At 44.5% G+C, this 2,846-nt stretch carries 6 protein-coding genes; 3 read left to right on the top strand and 3 right to left on the bottom strand.

Translation table 11 applies throughout. From position 1 onward, the window contains the following. Positions 1-408 (bottom strand): hypothetical protein (locus ACP5KC_RS09840; protein ID WP_428287451.1); only part of this gene is annotated, 408 nt, incomplete at its 3' end. Positions 409-422: 14 nt separating this feature from the next. Here ACP5KC_RS09840 and ACP5KC_RS09845 point away from each other — a divergent pair. The 3 genes from ACP5KC_RS09845 (at position 423) to ACP5KC_RS09855 (ending at position 2,152) form a co-directional block, all read left to right on the top strand. After that, positions 423-554, top strand: coding sequence for a hypothetical protein (locus tag ACP5KC_RS09845; RefSeq protein ID WP_428287452.1), 132 nt, complete (start codon positions 423-425; stop codon positions 552-554). A gap of 389 nt (positions 555-943) precedes the next feature. Further along, positions 944-1,984, top strand: coding sequence for a hypothetical protein (locus ACP5KC_RS09850; RefSeq protein WP_428287453.1), 1,041 nt, complete (start codon positions 944-946; stop codon positions 1,982-1,984). 30 nt (positions 1,985-2,014) lie between these two features. Next, positions 2,015-2,152: a hypothetical protein gene (locus ACP5KC_RS09855; protein WP_428287454.1), complete on the top strand. Its 138-nt coding sequence runs from the start codon at positions 2,015-2,017 to the stop codon at positions 2,150-2,152. Between the two features lie 17 nt (positions 2,153-2,169). On the opposite strand, the gene ACP5KC_RS09860 is transcribed toward ACP5KC_RS09855, so the two are convergent. Together ACP5KC_RS09860 and ACP5KC_RS09865 are read right to left on the bottom strand one after the other, a co-directional pair. Beyond that, a complete protein-coding gene (locus ACP5KC_RS09860) occupies positions 2,170-2,340 on the bottom strand; it encodes a hypothetical protein (RefSeq protein ID WP_428287455.1) in 171 nt (56 codons plus the stop codon). A 313-nt stretch (positions 2,341-2,653) separates the two neighbouring features. Beyond that, positions 2,654-2,846, bottom strand: a 193-nt coding sequence (locus tag ACP5KC_RS09865; RefSeq protein WP_428287456.1) for a hypothetical protein, incomplete at its 5' end; no start/stop codon positions are given.

The raw sequence follows: 2,846 nt of genomic DNA on the forward strand, positions 1-2,846 counted from the left end.
CCCGTCTATAGAGGCGGCTCTTTTACCCGCCTCGCTGACGAGTTTCCTCAAGACTTCTCCGCGCTTCCTCGGCTCGACGGCTTCGAACACCTCTTCCCTACAGTACGCGCCTCTAAACAGGTAGTCAAAGCCCTCCTGTACCCCTTTTGCGCAGATAAAGACGGTCTTAAACGTCTCGAAGTCTATCACCGCGTCGAGCCTCTTGGCAAATTCGTAGGCGAACTCGGACGGCGTCTTTACGTCCTTTTCCCTGAAGTTGTCCGTATAGTACATCTCTTGGAGCACGTCCAGGTATAGCAACCTGTAGCGCTTTATCTCGCCCGCGAAGACCTTAGAGTGGGGCGTGCTGTACAAGTCGTCTGGCTTGTCACTGCCAGCACCCTTCATGGCAAAGTAAAACAGCTGCACGCGGGTCGGCACTATTGAGTCTAGCGGCAATTATGTTTCGCCTAAATATAGTTGGACACTTCGGCTTGAATGAAGATAGGAAGGGGTTTAAGAAGATACTGAAGCTGACTACAGAGAGGAAAATATCCAAGATCGTCGTAGCCTAGGACGAGGAAGAAGCTCGTAGATGAAATATATGGGTTTGTTAGCTAAACAGCTAGCTTACTAACCAGCTGACCATGGCTCCAGGGTTATAGAGTTATTCGAGAGCATCCCTAAGAGAATGAAGCCGTGGAAACTATTCTCCTAGCGTAACCCTCGACGTCGTACATTGGATCTCAACATCTTTACGACGCCCAGGGTTTAAGACGTATTTTAGTCGTTGACCACTTGGATCACTAATAACTGATTCTAAATCCCTGCTGTGAAAAATGAGTTATTGAATATTGAAACACTAATGAAATATGCCGGGTACTGGGAAACGGATGAGAATATAAATCATACGTGACAAATATTGCATTATTTGGTGTAGCAGTTAATAGGGAGATGAGCAGCAGTGGTCAAGCACATTCTCGTTGTTACTACTAGGGATTGGGTTGAATGTGTTAAGAGAAATTTGGATAGGGTCGATATCTTCCAATTTCCTAAACCTAGGAAGAGAAACCCCTTAGCAGAGCCCGGCTCCATAGCCATAATAATCGCTCACAATCCTGGCGAGTCTAGAGGTAACTGGTCTATCATAGGCGAGTTTAAGGTAACTAACGTTAGGTACGTGAGTAGAGAGGAGTATGAGGAGCTTAAGAGGTCTGGTAGAGTATGTGAACCGCCGCTGCCCAAATACGGTAATGGTGGAGAAGTAGCGGTTATAGAGTTTGAAGATCTCAGGATCTACCCCATGGAGGTTAAGCTATCCGAGTTATGCGATGTTAAGACAGCTAGAGCCAGCAAGCCTCTTTGTGAATGGAAAATAACGGGGGAGACGCGTGTTGATGAACAGCTAGTTGAAGGCATTAGGAGGAAGGTCTATGCCGGTACTGGAGAACATAGGGTAGGAGGTGACTTAGCGGAGAAGATCGCCGAGCTGGAGAAGAGGCTGTCTTTTATTGAAAGCCTACTAGGCTTAAGCGGTTCCACAGAGATGTTTCAAACCCATGAGTGTATTGAGCGTATGCTACTAGAGCTAGGAAAGGCGTTGGGGTTCAGAACCTATACTGCGGATCGATCGAAGAAGTGTGGGGACGTGAAGCTCGAGAAATTCGCTGATCTAGCTCAAAGCGATCTACCGCTTCCTGAAAAATTAAGGCACATTGATGTAATATGGCATGGCCAAAATGTCTACTACTTGTTTGAAGTAGTGTTAGAATCCGATATGGAGAAAGCGCTACTTAGATTCGTTAAAGCATCAGAACTTAACGCTAGATACTACATAGTCTCAGATGACAAAGAGTCATTTGACAAAGCAATAAACAATAAAGCATTTGAGGGGATAAGGGATAGAACGTCCTTCATAAGCATAAATGAGTTGAAAAGAGATTACTACATAACCAAGCTATGGAGAATCAATATAGACAAACTCAAGCTACCCTACCTAAGCTGATATAAACAATTACTACGAGAAAAACTATGTATGAGAGTCATGTATAAGGAGAAGAAAGAAGAGAGAAAGATGGAGGTTAAAAGCTTCCGAAGTGTAGATAGGGTCTTGGACATGAGTGCGATGCAATATTCATCAATAAGAAACACCTACATGAATCCATGGCTATAGCTGCTTAACTAGCTTTTCTATTTCATTGGTATGCTCTTGTGATACAGGGCCCTTGTTGTGAATGCTTTTCCTATCTCTGCTAATCTTCTGTGAACTGTGTTGCCACCATCGTACTTTGGCATCTTAATGCCTGCGGCGACAACAGGGTTGCCACTATGTAGACGCTTCTTCCAAGGTTTCTGTGGCAATGTAGTCTACTGTATGATCTGGTATTAACCCTTTTTCATCGACAGCGGGTATAAACTCTTACGCAACGTCTCTCCACATAACCTTGTAATTGGAGAATGCTTCTTTGTGTATTCTTTCAATGTGTCACCACTTCTTGCTCAAATGCCTGCCCGGTTTCTCTAGCGTGCTTCTAACTACATCTAGCGATAAATAGTTCTTGTATAGAAATGTATTGGATAGCTCGTCAAGGGATAGAAAATCCCTTTTGTCTATGTCGTAAGCTATGAGTACATATAAACCCGCTTATTCTGTCCCTCTCTATCCGTTCTTCCTTCATAGCCTTGAACAAGAACTTGCTCTCGACAACAATGAGGGGCTTAGCCTAAGTGATTTACTAAGCCTTGTTTCAACAATGAAGCACTTATCTCCGTAGCCAGGAGGGCACTTAAGGGACTCGAGGCTCTCACGATTAGAGTAGTGGGATGGTAGGAACACAGCATGTGGTGCTTGACTAATGGTCGCATCA

The sequence above is a fragment of the Infirmifilum sp. genome, assembly GCF_049970975.1.
GTDB classification, from domain to species: domain Archaea; phylum Thermoproteota; class Thermoprotei; order Thermofilales; family Thermofilaceae; genus Thermofilum; species Thermofilum uzonense.